A 24,103-nucleotide genomic window follows, 5' to 3' on the forward strand; every position below is an offset into this window, starting at 1 on the left:
GTCCCCCCGGACGGAGTCTGGGGGATGGTGGAAGGGCGGGTAGGGGACTTCGCCCCGCAGGGCACACCATCCCGCAGGGCCGCAGGGGGCCCACCACCCCCCTCAAGCGGAGCTCCGCTTGCGCGGCGGCGTCGCCGCCTTCTTGGCAGCGGCCCGCGCCGGCTTCCCCTCCGCGGCCTTGGCCGAGGCCGTCTTCTTCACGGCCGTCGTGGCGGCCTTCTTCTTCGCGGCAGAGGCAGAGGCAGCGGCCGCAGCCGTCGACTTCTTCGCAGCACCGGAGCCCGATGCCGACCCAGCCGCCGACGCCGTCGACTTCTTCCCGCCCACCGCCTTCGGGGCAGCCGCCCGCCCGGCCCCCTTCCGCCGAATCGGCGTAACCTCAGCCCCAGCCCCAGCCCCCTCGGCCTCGGCCCCCGCCTCCCCCTCCGACGCAGCCGAACCCGCCCCCGCCCGAGAAGCCTTCGCCGCCCGCACGCTGTTCTCCAACGCCGCCATCAGGTCGATGACCTGCGCACCCGCACCCTCCGCCGGCGGCCCCGCCACCACCGGTTCACCCGTACCCGCCTTCGCCGCGACCATCGCTTCCACCGCCTCGCGGTAGTCGTCGCGCAGCGAGTCCATCTCCACCTCCCCCAACGTCGCCATCAGCGCATCCGCGAGGTCCAGCTCGGCCTCCCGCACCGACACCTCGCCCTCGGGGGCCACCCCCTCCGGAACCCGGATCTCGTCCGGCCACAGCAGCCCGTGCATCGCGATCACGTCGTCGACGACCCGCAGCATGCCGAGCCGTTCCCGCCCCCGCAGCGCGTACTTCGCGATCGCGACCTTCCGGCTCCGCTTCAGCGCCTCCCGCAGCAGCGTGTACGGCTTGGCCGCCGTGGCTCCGCTCGCCGCGAGGTAGTACGCCGCGTCCATCTGCAGCGGATCGATCTGATCGGCAGGAACAAACGAAACGATCTCGATCGTCTTGGCGGTGGCGATCGGCAGCTGCGCCAGATCCTCGTCGGTGATCGGAATGATCGACCCGTCCGCCTCCTCGTAGCCCTTGCCGATCTCGGCGGTCGACACCTCCTCCCCGTCCAGCTCGCAGACCTTGCGGTAGCGGACGCGCCCGCCATCGCTGACATGGATCTGGCGGAAGGAGATCGAGTGGCTCTCGGTGGCGTTCACGAGCTTGATCGGAATGCTGACCAAGCCGAAGGAGATCGCCCCGTTCCATATGGATCGCACGGTTCCTCCTGTTTCGTGGCAATCTCATCGTATGACGCCGATCACCCTGGTGGAGGGCCGTCGCATTTCGCTCAGCAACCTCGACAAGGTCCTCTACCCGGAGACCGGTTTCACCAAGGGCGAGGTCCTCCACTACTACGCCACGGTCGCGGGCCCCCTGCTCGCCCACATCCACGACCGCCCGGTGTCCTTCCTGCGCTATCCCGACGGCCCGGACGGACAGCTCTTCTTCACGAAGAACCCGCCGCCCGGTACCCCCGCCTGGGTGAAGACCACCCCGGTGCCCCGCTCGGAGGACCTCCGGGCCGAACAGGTGGTCGTCGCCGACCTGCCCACCCTCATGTGGGCCGCCAACCTCGTCGTCGAGTTCCACACCCCCCAGTGGCCGGCCGGCGCCCCCGCCCTGGCCGACCGCCTGATCTTCGACCTGGACCCCGGCCCGCCCGCCACCGCCGTCGAATGTTCCGCCGCCGCCCTCTGGCTCCGGGACCGCCTCGCCGCCGACGGCCTCCACGCCTTCCCCAAGACCTCCGGCTCCAAGGGCCTCCACCTGGTGGTACCCCTCGAACCGACCCCCTCCGAGCACGTGTCGGCGTACGCGAAGACCCTCGCCCAGGAGGCCGAAGGCGAACTCCCCGACCTGGTCGTGCACCGGATGACCAAGGCGCTGCGCCCCGGGAAGGTCTTCGTCGACCACAGTCAGAACGCCGCCGCCAAGACCACCGCGGCCCCCTACACCCTGCGTGCCCGCGCCCTGCCCACCGTCTCCGCCCCCCTCTCCTGGGCGGAGGTCGAGTCCTGCAGGACCCCTTCCGACCTGGTCTTCCTCGCCGACGACATCGCCCCCCGGCTGGCCCGCGAAGGAGACCTCTTCGCCCCGCTCCTCGACCCCGCCCTGGCCGGACGGCTCCCGTGATCACCGTCGCGCTCGCCGTGGCCGTACGCTCCCTGCCGCGCGCGCCCGGTCTCGCGTACGAGCCCAAGTTCGACGGTCACCGCCTCGTCGTCATCCGCACCGACCGCGCCGTTGACGGGGTGATCCTCCAGGCCCGCTCCGGCCGCATCGTCACGGCGGCCTTCCCCGACCTCGCGGCGGCCGCACACCACCTGCCCGCCGGGACGGTGCTCGACGGGGAGGTGGTGGTCTGGCACGCGGGCCGCACCGACTTCGCGCTCGTACAGCGCCGGGCGGCCGCCGCCTCGGCCGCGCGGGCCGCCGTGCTGGCCCGGACGCTCCCGGCCTCGTACGCGGCCTTCGACGTACTGGAACTCGCCGGGCTCGACCTGCGCTCCCGTCCCTACGAACGCCGGCGCACCCTCCTCGTCGACCTTCTCCTGCCCCTGGGCCCGCCGCTCCAGCCGGTCCCGATGACCACGGACCCGGAGCTGGCGGAGACCTGGTACGAGACCCTGCCCGCCAGCGGCATCGAGGGCCTGGTCGTCAAACGGATGGACCAGTCCTACCCCGCCGGCCGGCGCGGCTGGCAAAAGCTCCGCCACACCAACGTCCGCGACGCGGCGGTGGTCGGCTACACGGGCACCGCCCGCCGCCCGCTCGCCCTCGTCCTGGTCCTGCCGGTCGGCGACGAGACCCCGCTGGTCTCGAGCCCCCTGACGGCGCCGCTGCGCGCGGAGGTGGCGGCGGCGGTGGCCGCCCGCGACCCGGCCCCTGGCACTTCCCGGGGCGCCACGAGCGCCACCATCACGGCCATCGGCCTCGGCGAGGTCCCCTTCCACCCCCTGGACCCGCCCCTGACGGCCGAGGTCCGCCACACCTCGACCCGCCACCCGCCCCCGGAGGTCCTGCGCCTGCGCACAGACCTGTGACCCGCGGCGAAAGGGCCGCGGGCCACGGTCAACGGGTCGCTTCGGACGGTTTCAAGCGTTCGTCCCGCCGGTCAGGCGGGCTTGGCGCCGCCCAGGGGCGGCAGGGTCGGGGGCTGCTTGCGGGGCCGTGGGTTGGGGTGCTCGTACCCGGATTCCCGTTCGGCCCGCGCATCGTCCTGATGGCTGTGGGTCCGGGAGCCGAAGTTCCCGTACCCCTGCATCTCGTGCGGGCGCAGTCCGCTCTCGGGGAATTCGACGTACTCCCGCTCCTCGGAGACCTCGTGCACGGCACCGCCGTCGGGCAGGTGCGGCTGGCTCTCGGGAGCGGGGGGTGCGGGTTCCTGTGCCCGGACCCGCTTGCCCAGCATGAAACCGCCGAGCAGGAAGCCGACCACGAGGAGCCCGACGACGAAGAACCACGCGATGTTGGTCAGAGTTCTGTCCACCGCGAGGAAGATCAGAGTCGTGTCCATACAATCCATTTTCCCGCATCGGCGACCATTTCACCCGATCGGGATCCGGGCAGGCCCCCAAGGCCGGCCCTGGGGGCCCGGCTCACCCCCGGAGCGGGCCGTCCGCGTCCCGCACCCCGCGCACCTCGCGCCCGCCGAGCACCGCCAGGATCTCCGCACAGATGGCCAGCGCCGTCTCCGCCGGAGTCTGCCCGCCCAGGTCCAGGCCGATCGGCCCGTGCACCGTCCGCAGCCGCTCCTCGCTCACCCCGGCCGCGAGCAGCCCCTCGCGGCGCCGCGCGGTGGTCTTGCGGGAGCCGAGCGCCCCGACGTACGGCACCCCGAGCGCGAGCGCGGTCCGCAGCGTCGGCACGTCGAAGTCCGGATCATGGCTCAGCATCGCCAGACAGGCGGCGTCCCGCCGGGCCTCGAGCAGCTTCTCGGCCTCGCCGACGGCGGTGACGACGCTGACCTCCCACCCGAGCAGCCGGGCCTGGGCCTCGATGACCTCGGCCAGCTCCCCGGCCCCGCCGATCACCACGTACGGAGCCGACGGGTACGCCTCCACGAGCACCAGCCCGGACCCCGCGTACAGCGCGTCCCGGCCGGGCCGCCTCGTCCTCAGCAACTCCCCGGCCCGCCGCTCGGCGTCACCGGACGGCTGATCGGCACCCCGCACCACGACACTGACGGCCTGGTCCGCCCGCTCGTTCAGCTGGGTCACGAGCGCGACGCCGACCCCCTGCCCGAGCAGCTCCCACCACTCACCGGGAATCGCACCGAGCGGCTGCAACAGCACCTCGGCCTGCCCGCCACACGTCAGCTTCGCCTCGACGGCCTCGCCGCCGCCCACGGAAACCTCGCACACCCGCGCGGTCTCCCCGGCCCCCATGGAGGCGGCCTCCGCCACCAGCTCGGCATCGAACACCCCCCGGTACAGGGCCCCGACGCACTCCCCGCGCGCATCCACGAGCACGGCCCCGGCGGGATCCCGGGGCCCGAACCCCTGCTCGGTCACGGGCCGTGCCAGAAACCCGACCCGCCCCTCGGCCACCCACTGTCGCGCCGTCTCCACCAAGTCACGCATATCGCGCCGCCCCATCCTCACCGTCAGAGCACGCCACAAAGCCCCAGACCCGCAACCGAAGTGGCCTCCCTTCCAACCTACGCACGCACACCCCCGCCCCCCACCCCCCAAAACCCACAGACCCACCCCCACATCCTTCGTACGGACCACCGGAACCTCACGGCCGCCACGACCGGCGGGGCTTCGGACCCCGGTGGACGGTTCGCCCTTCCAGGGGCGGAGGTTTCGGGCAGCATGGGCGGGATCAGCACCCCGTGCCACCGCAAGGAGTCGTAGTGAGCGACCGGCCCTTACCCACCCTGCGCGACCTGGTTCTGGGCCGCCTCGCCCGTTCCGCGCTGACACCCGCGGCGCGGGACCTCGTGGCCGAGTTGCTGCCCGAGGTGCGGGTGAGGAGCGCCGGCCGGTCCGGGCCCGTGTACCTGAGGTCGATCTCGGCGGCCGGCTGGCGCGGCATCGGACCGGCCGCGGCGCTGGAACTGACACCGGGCCCCGGCCTCACCGTGGTCGCCGGCCGGAACGGCTCGGGGAAGTCGAGCTTCGCCGAGGCCGCCGAGATGGTCCTGACCGGGGACAACTTCCGCTGGCAGGACCGCACTCAGGTCTGGAAGCAGGGCTGGCGCAACCTCCACGACCCCTCCGCCCCGCAGGTTTCGGTCGAGCTCTGCCCGGACGGCGAGAGCCTTCCGCTGACCGTGCGCAGGAGCTGGCACGGTGACGGACTGGAGGACTCCCGGACGGTCGCGCACCGGCCCGGCATGCCCGAGCAGGACCCGCGCGAGGTCATCGACGCCGAGGACCTGTCGCTCTACCGGCCGTTCCTCTCGTACAGCGAGCTCGGCGCGATGATCAACGGGCGGATGAGCGCCCTGCACGACGCGCTCGCGCAGATCCTCGGACTGGACCTGCTCAGCGACGCCGACAACGAAGCCCGGGCCCGCGCCAAGGTCCTCACCGACACGGTCACCCGCGCCGCTGAGCTGAACCGCGCCGTGACCGCCGAGCTGGCCGAGTCGGACGACCCGAGGGCCGCCGAGGCCGTCGCGGCGCTCGGTGGACGCACCCCGGACCTCGACCGGCTACGCGCCCTGCTCAACGGCCACGTCGCGACGGACGGCACCGAGCTGGCCCGGCTGCACCGCCTCGCGGGTCTGGAGGGCCCCGACCCGCGCGAAGTGGCGGGCGCGGTCGCCCGGTTGCGGGAGGCCGCCGCGGCTGCCGAGGACGTGCGGTTCGGCGCCGCCGAGGACGCCAGGCAACTGATCGGACTGCTGGAGCGCGCGCTGGACCACCGGCGCCGCCACCCGCGGTCCGAGGACTGTCCCGTATGCGGTGCCGGGAGCCGCCTCGACGAGGTCTGGGCCGTGGGAGCCCGGGAACAGGTCGAACGCCTCCAGCGGGAGGCGGCCACGGCGCAGAGCGCGCGTGAGGCGCTGGCGGCCGCGGTGCGGGCCGCGCGTGACCTCGTACGGCCCGTTCCGGGCTGGCTGCAGGGTGCCGACTCGCCGCTCGCCCTCCTCTGGTCCGAGTGGGCGGCCTGCCGGGAAGCCGCGGACCCGCGCGAACTCGCGGACCGGGTCGAGCGCGTGGCGGCCACCCTGGCGGACGCCTGCCGCAAGTCGGGCGAGGAGGCCGCGCACCGGATCGCGGAGCAGGACGGCCGCTGGCAGCCCCTTGCCCTGCGCCTCGCCGAGTGCCTGCGCGACGCCGAGGCCGCGGAGGCGGCCCGGCCGCTGATCAAGCAGATCAAGGACGGCCGCGCGTGGCTGAAGAAGGTCACCGGCGAACTGCGCGAGGAACGGCTCCGGCCCTTCGCCGAGCAGTCGCAGACCATCTGGAACCTCCTGTGCGAACGCAGCAGCGTCTCACTCGGCTCGATCAGCCTCGCCGGCACCGCCAACCAGCGGAAGGTGGTGCTCGACGCCTCCGTGGATGCCATCGACGCGCCCGCCTTCGGCGTGATGAGCCAGGGCGAGCTCCATTCGCTCGCCCTCTCGCTGTTCCTCCCGCGTGCCACACATCCCGGCAGCCCCTTCGGCTTCCTGGTGATCGACGACCCGGTGCAGTCCATGGACCCGGAGAAGGTCGAAGGGCTCGCCCGCGTCCTCCAACTCTGCTCCCGGACCCGTCAAGTGGTGGTCTTCACGCACGACACCCGCCTCCAGCAGGCCCTCCGTCAGCTCCGCGTCCCCGCGACGATCATGCAGGTCTCCCGCCAGACGGACTCCGTCGTACGGGTCACCCGGACCGACGACCCGGTCTCGCTCGCGCTGGGCGAAGCCCGGGCCGTGGCCGCGGACCGCAATGTGCCGCAGGAGGTCGCCGATCGAGTGCTGCCCCAGATGTGCCGAGGAGCACTGGAAGCGGCCTACCTCGAACCGGCCCGGCGCCGACTGCGCGGCGACGGCCACGGCCACGACGAAGTCGAGGCCCGGATCAGCGGCACGCACGAGCTCACCGAGCTGGCCGCGCTCGCCTTCTACGACAGCGCGATGGCGCCGGCCGAGGTGCTCGCCGCGGTGGCCCGGGACCACGGACCCTGGGCACGCACCCTGATCGAGCGGTGCAACGCGGGCGCCCACCAGGCTCCCGCCCGGTCCGGCGCCAACGGGGACCTGGTCCGGGAAACCGAGCGGCTCGCCAGGGCGGTGCAGCGCCGGTGACCCAGCCCGTCCGCGACCTCGTCGCCGCCGCCGGCCAACTGCTCACGCCACCGCCCGGAACCCTGCCCGGCCTCACGCCCGCACTCGAGCCCGGCCTCACGCCCGCACTCGAGCCCGCCCTCACGCCCGGCCTGCGCGCCCGCGCCGCGGCCGCCCTGCTGCGGCTGGCGCTGGACGAGGCCATGGACGACTTCTGGCGGAGCACCAGCCCCGGCATGGTCCACAGCCGGGGCCGCACCAAAGCCCTGTGCCTGGAGTGGTACGCGAGCCCTTCGGTGGCGCGCCGGTGGTACGTCGTCCGGTCGGCCCTCAGCGCGGCATGTCACCACCACACCTACGAACTCCCGCCCACGCCGGCCGAGGTCAGGGCCTGGCACGCGGACGTCACGGAGCTCCTGCGAGCCATGCCCTCGGATACGGCCGCCGTCCGGCCCTGACCGCGCCACGAAAGGAACCGCACCGCGTGGACACCCGCCGCTACCGCATGGTCGTCACCAGCGGACTCGACTACGTCGGCACGGGAGCCCTGGTCGACGACCGGCTCCGCAGCTGGCTGAAGGAACCCCCGAAGACCTACGACATCGAGGCGTTCGCCGAAGGACGCAACGAGATAGCCCGCGGCGTGACCCTCGACCACGACTCCGCCACCGGGACTTCAGGAGCGTACGGCCGCTGGCGGCTGCGGGAGACGACCCCGGACGGCACCTGGCAGACCACCGTACTGATCCGGCAGACCGGAGCCGGACCGACCTGGGTCCAGCTGGACGTCGAGCACCTGCCCGACAGGCCTGACGTCTTCCCCACACCGGCCAAGACCCCCCGTCTCGCCGGGAGCCTGCTCGACGTGCTCCGAGCGCGCGACGGGCTCGCCGACGTGACGCGGATGCCCCAGGTCATCGAGGTCGACGACGTCCACTCCGTCATAGACGAGCTCTGCGACGAGAAGCGGCGCCTGCCCGTCGTCGTGGCCAGTACGCCCCACGGCGTGGACTTCGACGCCTGGCTGGAACGCACCGTGGACCCGCTGGTCCGCCCACTGGCCGGCCTGGCCATCCTCTACGTCCTCGCACCCGAGGCCGAGCCGTACTTCAACCGGGCCCTGGAATACCACCAGGTCTTCGCCGGCGGGATCCGTACGTACCTGCCGGGAGTGGACCCGGCCTGGGCGGCCGACGGCCAGCGCCACCGCGTCCTGTCCCGCCGGACCATCACCGAGACCCCGCACCGGGCCCGGGGCCTCCTCGCCCAGCTACCGCAGCGCCTGGCGATCCAGGCCCCGTTGCCCCCGGAACTCGATTCCGTACCCGTCCTCCGGGCCCGCACCAAGGAGGGCGTCGGGACGTCCGAGCTGGAGCGCCTGAGGGACGAGAACCACGCCCTCTTCGAGATCCTGGAGGAGGCGGGACGAGAGCAGAGGGCCCGGGCGGACGAGATCCGCGGCCTGAAACGGGAACTGCACGAAACCCAACAGGGCGAGTCGATGCTGGTCGGCGAGTACGACGAGCAGTACCGGGAACTCCACGGAGTCAAGGCCCAACTACTGGCGGTCCAGAAGCGACTCCTGATCCTCAACGCAGCCGAAGCCGCGTACACCCCGGTCGAACCCGGCCCCCCGGGGCCCGCCTCCTTCGCGGAGATCCTCGACCGGATCGCCGACATGCCGCGCGTCCACTTCACCGGCTCCCGCAAGGTCACCCTGGAACTCGACGACCAGGCGTACGGCTCCTCCTGGGGCCGCATGACCTGGGATGCCCTGCTGGCCCTCCAGGACTACGCCGACGCCGCAGCCGACGGTGAGGCCACCCGCGACTTCAAGCAGTGGTGCGAGGACGTACCGGAGGGCAAGCACTCCATCTCCCCGCGGAAAATCATCCGCGACGAGTCGAAGTCGGTGAAGACCAAAGCCGACTGGCGCAAGGAACGCACCTTCCCGGTCCCGGAGCACATCGACCCCGCCCGCAAGCTCTTCATGGGCGCGCACGTCAGGATCGGCGGCGGCAACACGATCGCCCCGCGCCTCCACTACTACGACGGCGCCTGCGCCACCCACGGCATCTTCATCGGCTACATAGGCCCGCACCTCACGAACACCCTCACCTGACGGTGGATGCGGCCTGCCCGCCGAAGGGGAGCGGCGGGCAGGCCGGGGCAGCCGGCTCCACCACGGGGCCGCCCCCGGCCGTGGTATCGGGAAGCCCGTATGCCGCCGCACCCCTCGCACTACGCTGGCGGGGTGAACTCGCGCACCGCCTTGGAGAAGTGGCTCAAGCAGCTCCCCGAACACCAGCTGACCGCCCTGCTTGAGGAACGGGATCTCCCTCTCGCTGTCGGTTACACCCGCATCACGACTCCCCGCCAACTCGCCGAGCACCTGCTCACGGACGAGTCGGTGGCGCGCGGACTGACCGCGGGGACCGCCGGCGAGATGGAGCTCCTGGCCTCGATCGCCGCCCTGGCCCTGCGACAGCACGGGCCGGTCGCGGAGGAGGCCGCGGCCCGGCCTCAGTACGGGTGGCGTCCCGTGCCGGTCGCCGTGCCCGTGGAGCCGTCCGAACGCCTGGTGCCGGAGAAGGACGTGCTGGACTGGTTCACGCCGGGCGGCGCGCGCGAGCGGGCGGCGGAGGCGATCGCCCGGCTACGGGAACGCGCGCTGCTGCTGCCGGCGCCGCAGGGCCGGCTGGCGATCCCGCCCCTGCTCCACGTCCGGGCGGCCGGCTTCGACGGCTACGGCCGGCCGGCGGACCGGCTGCTGACCGCCGCCTACAACGCGCCGGAGGTCAAACGGATCGCCTCCCTGCTGTTCGGCGAGAGTGCGGCACGCACCCGCCCCGAGGCCCAGGCCCGCATCACCGCCCTGCTCGCCGATCCGGGCCGGGTCCGCGACCTGGTGTCCCAGGCGCCGTCGGCGGCCCGCGAGCTGCTGGACAATCTGGTCCTCGGGCCACCCCTGCTGCGCACCCACTGCTTCGTCACCCAATACGGCTCGTACGCGGGACCCAGTGCCAAGTACACCTTCCGGGAGGGCGGCAGCGGCGACGAGGGCACCGACTGGCTCGCCGCACGCGCGCTACTCCTGCCCGCCGGCCCGGACCTGGCGGAACTCCCGTACGAAGTGTCCCGCGCCCTGCGCGACGGCGAGGGGGCGCCCTGTCCCCGCTTGGAGCCGGAACCGCTCACCCACACCGTCCCGCTGCCGCGCGGCTGGGACGGCCAAGGGGGAGCCGCGGCCGGAGCGGCCGCCTGGCGCGCGGAGCTGGTCCTACGGGCGCTGGCCGCGCAGCCGGTCGCCGTACGCAAGGCGGGCGGCATCGCCGTACGGGACACCCGGCGCCTGGCCAAGTCCGCCGGTGCGAGCGAGGCGGACACCCGCCTGTGGCTCGACCTCGCCGTGAACGCCGGCCTGGCCGCCCCGCAGGCCGACGAGCCCGAGCCCGCCCGCCGCAGGCGGCAGGCGACACCCAAGCCCGCGGCCCGCCTCCTCCCCAGCGACCGCTACGACCCGTGGGCGGCGGCCCCGCCCGCGGGCAAGCTGCTGCCCCTGCTGGCCGCCTGGGCGGTGGTGCCCGAGGTGCTCACCCACTGGCCGGACGACGGCGAGACCCCGGTGGCGCTGATCAGCCCGCAGGACGCGTACGCCGTCCCGCTGCGCCGCGGAACACTGCGCGCGCTCGGCGGCCTGGCGCCAGGCCAGGGCCTGACCCTGACGGCGGAGTCGTACACGGAACTACTGGAACGGGCCGCCTGGCACCAGCCGTTGCTGAGCTCCCTCCTCGCGAACGACGCGGCGGGACGGCTGCTGGGCGATGACGACATCGCGGGCCGCCTCCGGTCGACCCTGGAGGAGGCCGAGCTGCTGGGCCTGGTAGCACACGGCGCCCTCACCCCGGCCGGACGTGCGGTCAGCGCTCTCCTGGAGGCGGGCGCGGGCCACCACTACCCCGCCGTTCCGGGCGCGGGCACGGACCCGGCGGCCCTCGGAACGGACGGCCTGGGCGAGGACCTGACCGCCCGCCCGGCTCTTGCCCGGGCGGTGAGCAACCTCCGCGCCGCCCTGTACGAAACACTTCCCGCGCCCAGCACCACCACACGCTTCCAGGCGGACCTGACCGCCACGGTCACCGGAGCCCCGGCCCCGGACCTCGCCGAACTCCTCTCCGCGGTCGGCGACATCGAGTCGGAGGGCCACGCGGTCGTCTGGCGGATCACCGCGGCTTCCCTCCGCCGCGCGATGGACGCGGGCTGGAGCGCCGACGAGCTCCTGGACCGACTGACGGGGGTCAGCGAACGCGAGACACCACTCCCACAACCGCTCACCTACACGATCAAGGACACGGCCCGCACCCACGGACAGCTGCGCGTCGTCCGCTCGGCCTGCTGCATCCGCTCCGACGACACCGCCCTGATCACCGAGGTCGCGCAAGCCCGCGGCCTCGCCAAACTAGGCCTGCGCCGCATCGCGCCCACGGTCCTCATCTCAGCGGCCCCGCCGGAGGAGACCCTCTCAGCCCTCCGTCTGGCCGGCTACGCCCCCACCCAGGAGGCCGCCACCGGCACCACGGTCCTGGACCGCGCCCCCACCGAACGCGCGCGCAGCTTCCTACGCACCCTGGACGAAGCACACGGCCAGCCCGGCGAAGGGACACGCGGAGCCCCCTCCAGCGCCCGCGCCCTGGCCGCCCAACTCCTGGACCGGAGCTGAATGTTCACCACACCTGACGGACGAACGCCTGCCAAGCACCGGCCCGAACCCGAACCCGATCACGGCCCGGCGGGCCGCTTGCTGTCGCGGACGGGCCCCCGGGCGTCATCGAAGAGCCCTCGGTAGCAGGCGACTTCCTGCTCTCGCTCCATCCAGATGTTGCCCGTGGGGCCTCGTTGAGTACGAGATCGAGCGACGCTCCAATTGCGGGAAGCTGAGCAGCACGTAGGGGCCGTACATGCCCGAGTGGGCGCCGCGTGTGAACGGCAGCACTTGGACGGTGATGTATGTGCCCTGAATGCTGCTGGTCTGCGGGTGCCCATGGTGCGAAACACAAAAAGACCCTCCGAACAGTACTGACACTGTTTGGAGGGTCTCTGTGGCACTTCCTGCGAAGTGCCCCCGGCAGGATTCGAACCTGCGCACACGGCTCCGGAGGCCGTTGCTCTATCCCCTGAGCTACGGGGGCGCTGTCGCTGGTGTTGCGGCGACGGGTTGAACACTACCAGCTTCCCGACGGTGATCAGGAACGGATTCGGGGGGAGGGAGGCGTGGGTCGCTCGGACGGGGTGGAAGTGGCAAAAACCCGGACGCGGGGGCCGGGGCGGACCTACTCTCGAGTTGTGTCGGGCGCCTCGGGCCGGGTGCTTGTTGTCGACGACAACAAGGTCATCCGGCAGCTGATCAAGGTCAATCTCGAGCTGGAGGGCTTCGAGGTCGTGACCGCGAACGATGGTGCCGAGTGCCTGGACGTTGTTCATCGCGTGATGCCCGATGTGATCACTCTTGATGTGGTCATGCCCCGCCTGGACGGGTTCGGGGCTGCCGCACAGTTGCGGGCCGATCCCAGGACGCGGCATCTGCCCGTTGCGATCGTGAGCGCCTGTACGCAGAACGAGGTCGAGGCCGGGATCGCCGCCGGCGTGGATGCCTTCCTCGCCAAGCCCTTCGAGCCCGCGGAGCTGGTGCGCGTCGTGCGCCGGCTCATCGAGCGCCGCGACCGGCGGGAACGGAAGGGTGCTCCCGCCGGGAGAGGGAGGGGATGACCCTCCCTGTGGCGCCCCTGTCAGGGCTCCCGCCAGGGGCCGCATTCCACATGGCGAAACCGTTCGCGTGACGTGGGGGCTTCTCCCCTAGGCTGGTCACGTGACCCCCGTCGACCTCTCCCGTTCCGTCGTGCGCGCCCTGCGCCGCGCCGTTGAGGACGGGGAGCTGCCCGCCGGTGTGGTCGTGCCCGAGCGGGTCGTCGTCGAGCGGACGCGGCCCGGGGGAGTGGGGGACTACGCCTCGCCCGTCGCGTTCGGGGTGGCGAAGGGTGCCGGAGTTCCGCCCCGTGGAGTGGCCGAGGTGCTGGCCCCGCGGCTGGCGGGTCTGCCCGGGGTCGAGCGTGTGGAGATCACCGGCGCCGGGTTCCTGAACTTCGTGCTCGCCGAGAGTTCGGTCGGAGAGCTGGTACGGGGCATTCGAGCCGGTGGGGCGTTGTACGGCCTTGCCTCCGAGGGCGACGGAACCCCCGAGGACGACGAGACCCCCGAGGGCCGTGAGGCCTCCGAGCCCGGTGGGGTTCCCCGTGCCGACCTGCGCGAGCGCGTCGTGTGCGCAGCCGTGCGGCGGATTGCGAGCAGTCAGGGGCTGGGGGCCGGGAGTGCCGTAGCCCGCGTCGCCCCCGTCGCCAAGCGGGACGGCGATGTGGTGGCGGAGTACGGGGCCGGCGCCGCCGTCTGGGCGATGCTCTGTGTTCCCGCTGCCGAGACCCCCGTGTTTTCCGCGGCGCTGCTCGTCCAGGACGAGTCCAGTGAGTTCTTCCGGGTGCGGTACGCCCACTCCCGGGCGCGGGCGCTGACCCGTAACGCCGGGCAGTTGGGGTTCCGTGCGGAACCGGGGGAGGTGGACGGCGCCGACGTCCTGCTCGGGGTTCTTCGCGATCACCCCCTCGTGCTCGAAGCCGCCGCGCACCACCATGCGCCCGAGCGGCTCGTCCGGCAGCTCGTCGCGATCGCGGACGCCCTGCTCGACTTCCAGTACCACGTCCTGCCCAAGGGGGACGAGAAACCCTCGGCCGCCCACCGTGCCCGGCTGGCCCTTGCCGAAGCCGCCGGGACGGTGCTGGCCGGCGGCCTGGCCCTGCTCGGCATAGACGTGCCCGACCACCACTGCCTGTGATGCCGCGAACCGTATGCGATCCGATGCGACTCATTGTGGTCCGATGTGATGCGCCTGTGTTCCGGATGATTTGCGAAGAGAGAATGTCGAGATGAGCCGTTCCGCACACCCCGCCGGGCCCCGCCACGCCGACGTCATGCCCGAGGGCCACTACGCTCCGCCGGCCGCCGACCTCAACGCGCTCGAGGAGAAGATCTGGGCGCGCACGGTCGGCCGGAACGGCGACGGAGTCGTCACCGTCGGCGGGATCGAAGTGACCCGTCTCGCCGAGGAGTTCGGGACGCCCGCGTACTTCCTCGACGAGGAGGACTTCCGGGCGCGCTGCCGTGCCTGGGCGCACGCCTTCGGGCCGGACGCCGACGTCTTCTACGCCGGCAAGGCGTTCCTCTCCAAGGCCGTCGTGAAGTGGCTCAAGGAGGAGGGGCTCAACCTCGACGTGTGCTCCGGCGGGGAGCTGGCCACCGCGCTCGCCGCCGAGATGCCGGCCGCGCGGATCGCCCTCCACGGCAACAACAAGTCCACCGCGGAGATCACCCGCGCGATCGAGGCCGGCGTCGGCCGGATCGTGCTCGACTCCTTCCAGGAGATCGCCCGCGTCGCGCACATCGCCCGCGAGCTCGGCGTACGCCAGCCCGTGCAGATCCGCGTCACCGTGGGCGTGGAGGCGCACACCCACGAGTTCATCGCCACCGCGCACGAGGACCAGAAGTTCGGGATCGCCGTGGCCGACGGGTCGGCCGCCGAGGCCGTACGGCGCGCGCTCGGGCACGACAGCCTGGAGCTGCTCGGCGTCCACTCCCACATCGGCTCGCAGATCTTCGACATGGCCGGCTTCGAGGTGTCCGCCAAGCGCGTCGTACGCCTCCTCGCCGCCGTGCGCGACGAGCACGGGGTGGAGCTGCCCGAGATCGACCTCGGCGGCGGGCTGGGCATCGCCTACACCTCCGCCGACGACCCGCGCGAGCCGCACGAGATCGCCAAGGCCCTGCACGAGATCGTCGCCCGCGAGTGCGAGGCGGCCGGCCTGCGCGCCCCGCGGATCTCCGTCGAACCCGGACGGGCGATCGTGGGGCCGACGGCCTTCACCCTCTACGAGGTCGGGACGATCAAGCCGCTGGAGGGCCTGCGGACGTACGTCTCCGTCGACGGCGGGATGTCCGACAACATCCGGACGGCCCTCTACGACGCCGAGTACACGGTCACCCTCGTCTCGCGGACCTCCGACGCCGAGCCCATGCTCGTGCGCGTCGTGGGCAAGCACTGCGAGAGCGGCGACATCGTGGTCAAGGACGCGTTCCTGCCCGCCGACCTCGCCCCCGGGGACCTCCTCGCGGTCCCGGCCACCGGCGCGTACTGCCGTTCGATGGCGAGCAACTACAACCACGTGCTCCGCCCGCCGGTCGTCGCCGTGCGCGACGGCCGGGCGCGTGTCATCGTCCGCCGGGAGACGGAGGAGGATCTCCTGCGTCTCGACGTCGGCTGACGCATTCTTCTGGGGGAAGCCCCCGGACCCCGGAATAGGTGTCTCACTCAATGGACCGAGGGTGGAAACTGTTGTCCATTGAGTGAGACTGGTTCACACCTGGGGCGCAAACCGCGCAACAGGTACTGATGTGAAGATCGAAAGGCGTAGGTCGAATGATGCGTACGCGTCCGCTGAAGGTGGCGCTGCTGGGCTGTGGAGTGGTCGGCTCGGAAGTTGCCCGCATCATGACGACGCACGCCGACGATCTGACGGCCAGGATCGGCGCGCCCGTCGAACTCGCCGGCGTGGCCGTGCGCCGCCCCTCCAAGGTGCGCGAGGGCATCGACCCGGCCCTGGTCACCACCGATGCGACCGCGCTGCTCAAACGCGGCGACATCGACGTCGCGATCGAGGTCATCGGCGGCATCGAGCCGGCCCGCACCCTGATCACCACCGCCTTCGAGCACGGCATCTCCGTCGTCTCGGCGAACAAGGCGCTGCTCGCCCAGGACGGCGCCGCGCTGCACGCCGCCGCCGAGGCGGCCGGGCTGGACCTGTACTACGAGGCCGCCGTCGCCGGCGCCATCCCACTGGTCCGCCCCATGCGCGAGTCCCTCGCGGGCGACAAGATCAACCGGGTGATGGGCATCGTCAACGGCACGACGAACTTCATCCTCGACAAGATGGACTCCACCGGCGCCGGGTACCAGGAGGCCCTCGACGAGGCCACCGCCCTCGGGTACGCCGAGGCCGACCCCACCGCCGACGTGGAGGGCTACGACGCCGCCGCCAAGGCCGCGATCCTGGCCGGCATCGCCTTCCACACCCGGGTCCGCCTCGACGACGTCTACCGCGAGGGCATGACCGAGGTCAGCGCCGCCGACTTCGCGTCCGCCAAGCGCATGGGCTGCACCATCAAGCTCCTCGCCATCCTGGAGCGCGCCGCCGACGGCGAGTCCGTCACCGCCCGCGTCCACCCGGCGATGATCCCGCTGACCCACCCGCTCGCCTCCGTCCGCGAGGCCTACAACGCGGTGTTCGTCGAGGCGGAGGCCGCCGGGCGGCTCATGTTCTACGGTCCGGGCGCGGGCGGCGCGCCGACCGCGTCCGCGGTCCTCGGCGACCTCGTCGCCGTCTGCCGCAACAAGCTCGCCGAGGCAAAGGGGCCGGGCGAGTCGGCGTACACCCAGCTGCCGGTCAGCCCCATGGGGGATGTCGTCACCCGTTACCACATCAGCCTCGATGTGGCGGACAAGCCGGGCGTACTCGCCCAGGTGGCGACCACCTTCGCGGAGCACGGTGTCTCCATCGACACGGTCCGCCAGCAAGGTCGTCAAGCTCAAGACGGCGAGGCCTCCCTCGTCGTCGTCACTCACCGTGCGCCCGACGCCGCCCTCTCCGGGACCGTCGAGGCGCTGCGGAAGCTGGACACCGTCCGCGGTGTCGCCAGCATCATGCGTGTTGAAGGGGAGTAAGGACCCATGAGCAGCAATCGCACCCACCAGTGGCGCGGCATCATCGAGGAGTACCGGGACCGCCTGCCGGTCACGGCCACGACCCCGGTGGTGACGCTCCGCGAGGGCGGCACTCCCCTCGTCCCCGCCCAGGTGCTCTCCGAGCGCACCGGCTGCGAGGTACACCTCAAGGTCGAGGGGGCCAACCCCACCGGGTCCTTCAAGGACCGCGGCATGACCATGGCGATCACCAAGGCCAAGGAGGACGGCGCCAAGGCCGTCATCTGCGCGTCCACGGGCAACACCTCGGCCTCCGCCGCCGCCTACGCGGTGCGCGCCGGGATGGTCTGCGCCGTCCTCGTGCCCCGCGGCAAGATCGCGCTCGGCAAGATGGGCCAGGCCCTGATCCACGGCGCCAAGATCCTTCAGGTCGACGGCAACTTCGACGACTGTCTGGATCTGGCCCGCGCGCTGTCCGACAACTACCCGGTGGCGCTGGTCAATTCGGTGAACCCGGTACGCATCGAGGGCCAGAAGACGGCGGCCTTCGAGATCGTGGACGCGCTCGGCGACGCCCCCGACATCCACGTGCTGCCCGTCGGCAACGCCGGCAACATCACCGCGTACTGGAAGGGCTTCAAGGAGTACAAGGCCGATGGCCTGGCCTCCCGTACGCCCCGTGTGTGGGGTTTCCAGGCTTCCGGCTCGGCGCCGATCGTGCGCGGCGAGGTCGTCAAGGAGCCGCACACCATCGCCACCGCGATCCGCATCGGCAACCCGGCCTCGTGGGACTACGCCCTGCAGGCCCGGGACGAGTCGGGCGGCTTCATCGACGAGGTGACGGACCGCCAGATCCTGTCCGCCTACCGCCTGTTGGCCGCCCAAGAGGGCGTCTTCGTCGAGCCCGCCTCGGCCGCGTCGGTGGCCGGTCTGCTCAAGGCCGTCGACCTCGGTCTGGTCGACCCCGGCCAGAAGATCGTCTGCACCGTCACCGGCAACGGCCTGAAGGACCCCGACTGGGCGGTCGCGGGTGCTCCGCAGCCGATCACCATTCCGGTCGACGCCGAGGCCGCCGCCATCCGTCTCGGCCTCGTCTGACCGAGCGGAGGGCCGGCCGTCCCGGAAGTGCGGACGGCCGGTGGTCCCAGCCGGTGGTCGCAGCCGGTGGTCGCAGCAGTACCGCAGTAACCGAGTTGCCGGATTCCGGAAGTCTTTCGAAGGTTGAGGAATCCGGCAACTCGGGCCGTACGGCACAAAAACCGACGGAGACCCGCCAGATATCGCGGCGGAAACCGACCGGACCGGCGGGAGCCGGCGACACGCATCGTGCGCCTGCTGTGCGCCCTATGTCGGAGAAGAACCTTCCTTCGATAGGCTGTACTTACATCCGCCGCCGCGCATATGACCGCGGTGCTGCCCACAGGGCCTTCGGGTGTCGTACGTTCTCCAGTACATTCACAGCGAGCCAGCGAAGATTCCGTCTCGCACAGTCACAAGGAGTGTCATCGGAAGATGGCCGGTCCAGCGTTCCGCGCCGCCGCCGTACGGGTGCGCGTTCCCGCCAGCAGTGCCAACCTCGGCCCGGGCTTCGACGCCTTCGGGCTGGCCTTGGGGCTCTATGACGATGTCGTCGTACGCGTGGCCGATTCCGGCCTGAACATCGACATCGCGGGCGAAGGTGCCGACACCCTGCCGCGGGACGAGAGCCACCTCCTCGTACGGTCCATGCGCACTGCCTTCGACCTGCTGGGCGGCCAGCCGCGCGGCCTCGAGGTCGTCTGTGCCAACCGCATCCCGCACGGCCGTGGCCTCGGCTCCTCCTCCGCCGCGATCTGCGCGGGCATCGTGGCCGCCCGCGCCGTGACCATAGGCGGAGAGGCCAAGCTCGACGACACGGCGCTGCTGGAGCTCGCCACCGAGATCGAGGGCCACCCCGACAACGTCGCCGCCTGTCTGCTCGGCGGTTTCACCCTCGCGTGGATGGACGGCGGCAGCGCCAAGGCGATCCGTATGGAGCCCGCCGATTCCATCGTTCCGGTGGTCTTCGTTCCCTCCAAGCCGGTCCTGACGGAGACCGCGCGCGGCCTGCTGCCGCGCACCGTCCCGCACGTGGACGCGGCCGTCAACGCGGGCCGCGCGGGTCTGCTCGTAGAGGCCCTGACCAGGCGTCCCGAGTTCCTGCTGCCGGCCACCGAGGACCGTCTCCACCAGGAGTACCGGTCCCCGGCGATGCCCGAGAGCGTGGCACTCGTGGCCCGGCTGCGGGCGGACGGGATCCCCGCAGTGATCTCCGGCGCGGGCCCCACGGTCCTCGCGCTGGTCGACAACGGTGCGGCCGACAAGGTCGCACGGCTCGCCGGCGAGGGGTGGGCGGCCAACCGCCTCGCACTCGACGCCGCGGGCGCGAGCGTACTTCCGCTGGGAACCCAGGGCGGCTGATCCGCGCAGTAGAGGACACAGCCGGCCAGGGGCGGGCGGCCGGGGCAGGCCGCCCGCGCGGAGCCCGCGCGAAACCCGCGCGGACGGGCTCGAAAGCCGGTGATGGAGAGGGGGAATGTCTGTTGGATCCGGTAGTGTTAGTCTCAAGTGCGCATCCGAAGCCGCCATGGCTTGGTGCTCAGTGTCCCTATCAGGGACCACCTTTCTTCCGGGAGCCTCCCCGACTGCTTTGATCGCTGCCAGCAGTTTCGAGCACGCTCCGGAATCGGCGTGACATTCCCACGCTTTCAGCTCGGGGGCTTCTCGCCGGAACCACCCACGCACATGCACGTTTCTCTCCGCCGTATCTCTATCGGCGGACCACCGCCCCGGCAGCAGTTCGCGGCTCATCGAGTCGTGGCTTGCTGTCGGACAGCACAACCGGTCGCCGAGCCAGACAGGCCGACGTCCGCTCCAGGGAAGGACCCTTCGTGAGCGACACCACCGATCTGATGGGCGCTGCCGACACCAACGTCGACACCAGTGCCCCCGCCGAGGGCGCCGCGCCGACCAAGCGCCGCCGCTCCGGCACCGGCCTTGACGGCATGGTCCTGGCCGAGCTCCAGCAGGTCGCGTCGGGCCTCGGTATCAGGGGCACCGCGCGGATGCGCAAGGGCCAGCTGATCGAGGTCATCAAGGAGGCGCAGGCGGGAAGCAGCGCCCCCAAGGCTGCGGCCTCCGCGCCCGCCGCCGCGGCCTCCGCGCCCGCTGACAGCACCGAGACCAAGCCGAAGCGCCGTGCCACCAGCAAGGCCCGTACGGGCGAGGCCGCCGCCGAGGCGCCCGCCGAGAAGACCGCCGCGCAGGCCCAGATCGACATCCCGGGCCAGCCGGCCAGCGAGGACGCCCCGGTCGGCGAGCGCCGCCGCCGGCGTGCCACCGCCCCCTCCGGCAGCCCCGAGGGTTCGGCCCCCGCCGCCGCCGTGCAGGTGGAGCAGAAGTCCGAGACCGTCGCTCCGGCCGCACAGGCCGAAGCGAAGGCCGAGGCTGCCACCGCCCCCGCCGGCCAGGCTCAGGGCCAGGAAGGCGAGGGCCGCGGCCGTCGCGACCGCCGCGAGCGGGGCAACGACCGCGCCGACGGCCGCCGCGAGCGCCGTGACCGCGGTGCCAAGGCCGACGACCAGGGCCAGGGCGCCCAGGGTCAGGGCCAGGCCGGCCAGGGTCAGAACCAGGGCCAGAACCAGGGCCAGGGGCAGGGTCAGGGCCAGCAGGGCGGCCGTCAGGACCGGACCGACCGTCAGGACCGCCAGCAGGGCGGCCGCGGACAGGGTCAGGGTCAGGGCCAGGGCCAGCAGGGCGGTCGTCAGGACCGGGACCGTCAGGACAACGGCCCGCAGGACGACTTCGACGAGGACGGCCGTCGCGGCCGTCGCGGCCGCTACCGCGACCGCCGTGGCCGTCGTGGCCGCGACGAGTTCGCGCCGGCGGAGACTCCGGTCGCCGACGACGACGTCCTGATCCCCGTGGCGGGCATCCTCGACATCCTCGACAACTACGCGTTCATCCGGACCTCGGGCTACCTGCCCGGCCCGAACGACGTGTACGTCTCCCTCGCCCAGGTCCGCAAGGCCGGTCTGCGCAAGGGCGACCACACCACCGGCGCCGTCCGTCAGCCCAAGGACGGCGAGCGCCGCGAGAAGTTCAACGCGCTCGTGCGCCTGGACTCCGTCAACGGCATGGCGCCCGAATCCGGCCGCGGCCGCCCGGAGTTCCAGAAGCTGACTCCCCTGTACCCGCAGGACCGGCTCCGCCTGGAGACCGACCCGGGCGTGCTGACCACCCGCATCATCGACCTCGTGTCGCCGATCGGTAAGGGCCAGCGCGGTCTGATCGTGGCCCCGCCGAAGACCGGCAAGACCATGATCATGCAGGCGATCGCCAACGCGATCACGGTCAACAACCCCGAGTGCCACCTGATGGTCGTCCTGGTCGACGAGCGTCCGGAAGAGGTCACCGACATGCAGCGGTCGGTGAAGGGCGAGGTCATCTCCTCGACCTTCGACCGCCCGGCCGAGGACCACACCACCGTCGCCGAGCTGGCCATCGAGCGCGCCAAGCGTCTCGTCGAGCTCGGCCACGACGTGGTCGTCCTGCTGGACTCCATCACCCGTCTGGGACGCGCGTACAACCTCGCCGCCCCCGCCTCCGGCCGCATCCTGTCCGGTGGTGTCGACTCGACCGCGCTGTACCCGCCGAAGCGCTTCTTCGGTGCCGCGCGCAACATCGAGGACGGCGGCTCGCTGACCATCCTGGCCACCGCGCTGGTCGACACCGGCTCGCGCATGGACGAGGTGATCTTCGAGGAGTTCAAGGGCACCGGCAACATGGAGCTCAAGCTCGACCGGAAGCTCGCCGACAAGCGCATCTTCCCGGCCGTGGACGTGGACCCCTCGGGCACCCGCAAGGAGGAGATCCTCCTCAACAGCGAGGAGCTCGCCATCGTCTGGAAGCTGCGCCGGGTGCTGCACGCGCTCGACTCGCAGCAGGCCATCGAGCTGCTCCTCGACAAGATGAAGCAGACGAAGTCGAACGCCGAGTTCCTCATGCAGATCGCGAAGACGACCCCGTCGGGCAAGAACGACGACTGAGGTCTCCCCGTAGCACCACCTGCGTGACCGCCGACCGCCCCCGCCGCACCCGCGACGGGGGCGGTCGCGTCATGCCCGGACCTTTCCGGCCTACGGGGCCTGTGGTGCCTACGGGGCCCGTGGAGTCTGCACGGTCTTGTGTGGTCTACGGCGCTTCGCGCGCAGATGCGACCTTTGCCACATCCCGTATCCCGCGCGACCCCGGGCGGCGACCCCGCGCGCTCGGGGGAAACCGCAGGTAGGTGTGGGGTCACGGGGCGTTCGCGGGGTGCCCGTCCAGGCCGGGCGCGGGGGTTCCGCGGGCCGGGACGCACACGGGACGCACAGGCGGCCGTGGAACCCTGGGGGGCGTCCGACCGTCTCTGTCAGAGGGAAACGGGGAACCGGGCCGAACACAGACGGGCAGAGCAGAGCATGAGCCAGGACATCAGGGGCCGCGGCCGCAGGGCCGGCGCGGGCAGACGCCGACGGAAGCCGGCCACGGGCCGCAGGGCCGTCGTCATCGCCGCGTGGACCGCCGCCGGCGTGGTCCTCCTGGGTGGGGCGGGGCTCGGCTACTTCTACTTCAAGTTCAACGGCAACCTCAAGACGGTCGACATCGACGCCGCCCTCGGCAAGGACCGCCCGCAGAACGTGGACAACGGCTCGATGGACATCCTCGTCCTCGGCTCCGACTCCCGCGGCGGCGCCAACGGGGAGTACGGCCAGGACGACGGCGGCTCCGCGCGCTCCGACACGGCGATGATCGTCCACCTCAACGAGGGCCACACCAAGGCCACCGTCGTATCGATACCCCGCGACACCCTCGTGACCCGGCCCGCCTGCAAGCTCCCGAACGGCAAGAGCGACCTGGGCGGCCCGCGCAAGATGTTCAACGAGTCCTTCACCGTCGGCGGGGCGGCCTGCGCCGTCGCGACCGTGGAGAAGATGTCGGGGATCCGCATGGATCACTACCTCGAAGTCGACTTCACGGGCTTCAAGGAGATCATCGACAAGCTCGGCGGCGTCGAGGTGACGACCACCAAGCCGATCAAGGACGACTACAGCCACCTGAACCTGCCCGCCGGGACGAACAGGCTGAACGGCGAGCAGGCCCTCGGCCTCGTCCGTACCCGCCACGGCGTCGGCGACGGCGGCGACCTGGGCCGAATACAGCTCCAGCAGGCCTTCATCAAGGCGCTGATCAAGCAGGTCAAGACCATCGGCGTCTTCGACAACCCGAAGAAGCTGCTCGACCTCGCCGACACCGCCACCAAGGCCATCACCACGGACAAGGCGCTCGGCGACGTGAAGTCCCTCATGGGGTTCGCCCAGGGGCTGGAGGGCATCGGCCCCGAGAACATGCAGATGATCACCCTGCCGGTGACCGGAGACACCCGTGACCCCAACCGGGTCGTCCCGCTCACCAAGGAGTCCACGATGGTCTGGGACGCACTCCTGGCCGACCAGCCGGTTCCCGCCGCGGCCACCGCGAACTCGGCCGGCGACAAGGGCACGGCCGGTACGGTCGTCCGGTAGCGCGGACCACCTGCCCGCCCACCCGCCCGGAGGGGTTGCGCCGGGCCGCGGAATAGATGCCGGACCCCTGCCGTTGAGGGAGGCGTCCTCAGAATTTTGACAGGCAGCCCGGTCCTGGCAGACTGGTCTGTCGGCCCCGGTTCACGCAGCGCGCAATTCGGCTCCTGCGACCCGGCGCCCTCCCGAATCTAGGAGACACCTTGAAGCGCGATGTTCACCCCCAGTACGTCGAGACCCAGGTCAGCTGCACCTGTGGCGCGTCGTTCACCACCCGTAGCACCCTGACCGAGGGCTCCATCCGAGCCGAGGTCTGCTCCGAGTGCCACCCGTTCTACACGGGCAAGCAGAAGATCCTCGACACCGGTGGCCGCGTGGCCCGCTTCGAGGCCCGCTTCGGCAAGGCTGCACAGAAGTAGCGAGCCTCAGGCGCCGGACCCCGGCTGCACCCTGTTCGCACGGGGGCAGCCGGACCGGCGCCT

Annotated in this window: 18 protein-coding genes and 1 tRNA gene; 15 read left to right on the forward strand and 4 right to left on the reverse strand. The window is 71.8% G+C overall.

Translation table 11 applies throughout. The features are described 5' to 3' along the window. Positions 1-102: 102 nt before the first annotated feature. Complete coding sequence (gene ku, locus OG247_RS28825; RefSeq protein WP_327254946.1) at positions 103-1,230, reverse strand: non-homologous end joining protein Ku; 1,128 nt, start codon at positions 1,228-1,230, stop codon at positions 103-105. 31 nt (positions 1,231-1,261) lie between these two features. Between ku and ligD the strand changes: the two genes are divergently transcribed. Beyond that, entirely contained in the window at positions 1,262-2,146 is an 885-nt protein-coding gene (ligD, locus tag OG247_RS28830) for a non-homologous end-joining DNA ligase (RefSeq protein WP_327254947.1), read from the forward strand. Continuing rightward, positions 2,146-3,057 carry an ATP-dependent DNA ligase gene (locus tag OG247_RS28835; protein ID WP_327257670.1) on the forward strand — a complete coding sequence of 304 codons (912 nt, stop codon included), beginning with the start codon at positions 2,146-2,148 and terminating at the stop codon, positions 3,055-3,057. Before ligD ends, OG247_RS28835 begins: the two co-directional genes overlap by 1 nt. A gap of 71 nt (positions 3,058-3,128) precedes the next feature. On the opposite strand, the gene OG247_RS28840 is transcribed toward OG247_RS28835, so the two are convergent. Next, on the reverse strand, positions 3,129-3,530 hold the full coding sequence (locus tag OG247_RS28840; protein ID WP_327254948.1) for a DUF6479 family protein: 402 nt from the start codon (positions 3,528-3,530) through the stop codon (positions 3,129-3,131). Between the two features lie 82 nt (positions 3,531-3,612). Continuing rightward, positions 3,613-4,596 carry an XdhC family protein gene (locus OG247_RS28845; RefSeq protein WP_327254949.1) on the reverse strand — a complete coding sequence of 328 codons (984 nt, stop codon included), beginning with the start codon at positions 4,594-4,596 and terminating at the stop codon, positions 3,613-3,615. A 275-nt stretch (positions 4,597-4,871) separates the two neighbouring features. On the opposite strand from OG247_RS28845, the gene OG247_RS28850 reads away from it, so the two are divergent. The 4 genes from OG247_RS28850 (at position 4,872) to OG247_RS28865 (ending at position 11,958) form a co-directional block, all read left to right on the forward strand. Next, the gene (locus tag OG247_RS28850; RefSeq protein WP_327254950.1) at positions 4,872-7,259 is read left to right on the forward strand and encodes an AAA family ATPase; all 2,388 of its coding nucleotides are present in this window, start codon (positions 4,872-4,874) and stop codon (positions 7,257-7,259) included. Next, the gene (locus OG247_RS28855; RefSeq protein ID WP_327254951.1) at positions 7,256-7,696 is read left to right on the forward strand and encodes a hypothetical protein; all 441 of its coding nucleotides are present in this window, start codon (positions 7,256-7,258) and stop codon (positions 7,694-7,696) included. Before OG247_RS28850 ends, OG247_RS28855 begins: the two co-directional genes overlap by 4 nt. Positions 7,697-7,722: 26 nt before the next feature. Beyond that, complete coding sequence (locus OG247_RS28860; RefSeq protein ID WP_327254952.1) at positions 7,723-9,360, forward strand: hypothetical protein; 1,638 nt, start codon at positions 7,723-7,725, stop codon at positions 9,358-9,360. A gap of 132 nt (positions 9,361-9,492) precedes the next feature. Further along, positions 9,493-11,958: a helicase-associated domain-containing protein gene (locus tag OG247_RS28865; RefSeq protein ID WP_327254953.1), complete on the forward strand. Its 2,466-nt coding sequence runs from the start codon at positions 9,493-9,495 to the stop codon at positions 11,956-11,958. A 397-nt stretch (positions 11,959-12,355) separates the two neighbouring features. Here OG247_RS28865 and OG247_RS28870 read toward each other — a convergent pair. After that, positions 12,356-12,427: transfer RNA gene (locus OG247_RS28870), tRNA-Arg, on the reverse strand. A 100-nt stretch (positions 12,428-12,527) separates the two neighbouring features. Here OG247_RS28870 and OG247_RS28875 point away from each other — a divergent pair. The 9 genes from OG247_RS28875 to rpmE all read left to right on the forward strand — a co-directional run bounded on the left by OG247_RS28875 (position 12,528) and on the right by rpmE (position 24,040). Further along, positions 12,528-13,004 (forward strand): response regulator, encoded by a 477-nt coding sequence (locus OG247_RS28875; RefSeq protein ID WP_442813666.1) that lies wholly within the window; start codon positions 12,528-12,530, stop codon positions 13,002-13,004. A gap of 100 nt (positions 13,005-13,104) precedes the next feature. Further along, a complete protein-coding gene (gene nrtL, locus OG247_RS28880) occupies positions 13,105-14,121 on the forward strand; it encodes an ArgS-related anticodon-binding protein NrtL (protein WP_327254954.1) in 1,017 nt (338 codons plus the stop codon). Positions 14,122-14,212: 91 nt separating this feature from the next. Beyond that, complete coding sequence (gene lysA / locus OG247_RS28885; RefSeq protein WP_327254955.1) at positions 14,213-15,604, forward strand: diaminopimelate decarboxylase; 1,392 nt, start codon at positions 14,213-14,215, stop codon at positions 15,602-15,604. 158 nt (positions 15,605-15,762) lie between these two features. Further along, complete coding sequence (locus tag OG247_RS28890; protein WP_243336365.1) at positions 15,763-17,061, forward strand: homoserine dehydrogenase; 1,299 nt, start codon at positions 15,763-15,765, stop codon at positions 17,059-17,061. Positions 17,062-17,067: 6 nt separating this feature from the next. Then, positions 17,068-18,138, forward strand: coding sequence for a threonine synthase (thrC, locus tag OG247_RS28895; protein ID WP_327254956.1), 1,071 nt, complete (start codon positions 17,068-17,070; stop codon positions 18,136-18,138). A gap of 414 nt (positions 18,139-18,552) precedes the next feature. Then, a complete protein-coding gene (thrB, locus tag OG247_RS28900) occupies positions 18,553-19,479 on the forward strand; it encodes a homoserine kinase (RefSeq protein WP_243336217.1) in 927 nt (308 codons plus the stop codon). 470 nt (positions 19,480-19,949) lie between these two features. After that, positions 19,950-22,106: a transcription termination factor Rho gene (gene rho / locus OG247_RS28905; protein WP_327254957.1), complete on the forward strand. Its 2,157-nt coding sequence runs from the start codon at positions 19,950-19,952 to the stop codon at positions 22,104-22,106. Between the two features lie 414 nt (positions 22,107-22,520). Continuing rightward, the gene (locus OG247_RS28910; protein WP_327254958.1) at positions 22,521-23,624 is read left to right on the forward strand and encodes an LCP family protein; all 1,104 of its coding nucleotides are present in this window, start codon (positions 22,521-22,523) and stop codon (positions 23,622-23,624) included. Between the two features lie 200 nt (positions 23,625-23,824). Next, the gene (gene rpmE / locus OG247_RS28915) at positions 23,825-24,040 is read left to right on the forward strand and encodes a 50S ribosomal protein L31 (protein ID WP_112448418.1); all 216 of its coding nucleotides are present in this window, start codon (positions 23,825-23,827) and stop codon (positions 24,038-24,040) included. Positions 24,041-24,103: the final 63 nt, after the last annotated feature.

The sequence above is a fragment of the Streptomyces sp. NBC_01244 genome (genome assembly GCF_035987325.1).
Taxonomy (GTDB): domain Bacteria; phylum Actinomycetota; class Actinomycetes; order Streptomycetales; family Streptomycetaceae; genus Streptomyces.

Bases quoted from the DNA above. Each gene is read 5' to 3' on its own strand.
- OG247_RS28890 (WP_243336365.1), top strand. From the start codon at position 15,763: ATGCGTACGCGTCCGCTGAAGGTGGCGCTGCTGGGCTGTGGAGTGGTC.
- OG247_RS28840 (WP_327254948.1), bottom strand. From the start codon at position 3,530: ATGGACACGACTCTGATCTTCCTCGCGGTGGACAGAACTCTGACCAAC.
- thrB (WP_243336217.1), top strand. From the start codon at position 18,553: ATGGCCGGTCCAGCGTTCCGCGCCGCCGCCGTACGGGTGCGCGTTCCC.
- lysA (WP_327254955.1), top strand. From the start codon at position 14,213: ATGAGCCGTTCCGCACACCCCGCCGGGCCCCGCCACGCCGACGTCATG.
- thrC (WP_327254956.1), top strand. From the start codon at position 17,068: ATGAGCAGCAATCGCACCCACCAGTGGCGCGGCATCATCGAGGAGTAC.
- OG247_RS28910 (WP_327254958.1), top strand. From the start codon at position 22,521: ATGAGCCAGGACATCAGGGGCCGCGGCCGCAGGGCCGGCGCGGGCAGA.
- OG247_RS28845 (WP_327254949.1), bottom strand. From the start codon at position 4,596: ATGCGTGACTTGGTGGAGACGGCGCGACAGTGGGTGGCCGAGGGGCGG.
- ligD (WP_327254947.1), top strand. From the start codon at position 1,262: ATGACGCCGATCACCCTGGTGGAGGGCCGTCGCATTTCGCTCAGCAAC.